We start from the raw sequence: 611 nt of genomic DNA, 5'->3' as shown, positions 1-611 counted from the left end.
GGGACGGCTCCGCCGAGAAGCTGGACGAGAACCTGGCCATCGCCAAGGAGCTGCTCGCCGAGGCCGTCAAGGCGAAGATCATCCTTGAGGTCGAGATCACCCCGACCGGTGGCGAGGAGGACGGCGTCACGCACGAGATCAACGACGAGCTGTACACCTCCGTCGCCGACGTGGAGAAGACCGCCGCCGCCCTCGGCCTGGGCGAGAACGGCCGCTACCTGCTGGCCGCCTCCTTCGGCAACGTGCACGGCGTCTACAAGCCGGGCAACGTCGTGCTCCGCCCCGAGCTGCTCCGCGACCTCCAGGACGGCCTGGCCGCCAGCTCCGGCAAGGCCGACCCGTTCGACTTCGTCTTCCACGGCGGCTCCGGCTCCACGGAGGAGGAGATCCGCACCGCGCTGGGCAACGGCGTCGTGAAGATGAACCTCGACACCGACACCCAGTACGCCTTCACCCGCCCGGTCGCGGACCACATGTTCCGCAACTACGACGGCGTGCTCAAGGTGGACGGCGAGGTCGGCAACAAGAAGACCTACGACCCGCGGAGCTGGGGCAAGCTCGCCGAGGCCGGCATGGCCGCCCGCGTCACCAAGGCGTGCGCCGACCTGCGC

The 611-nt window shown here is 69.4% G+C and carries 1 protein-coding gene; it reads left to right on the top strand.

The genetic code is table 11. The features are described from left to right. Positions 1 to 611: class II fructose-bisphosphate aldolase (locus KUM32_RS40330; RefSeq protein WP_217146663.1), on the top strand; the 611-nt coding region annotated here is incomplete at both ends.

This window comes from Streptomyces sp. AC627_RSS907 (genome assembly GCF_019049165.1).
The sequence above is the reverse complement of the archived record's forward strand: the minus strand, read 5'-3'. Positions and strand labels throughout refer to the sequence as shown.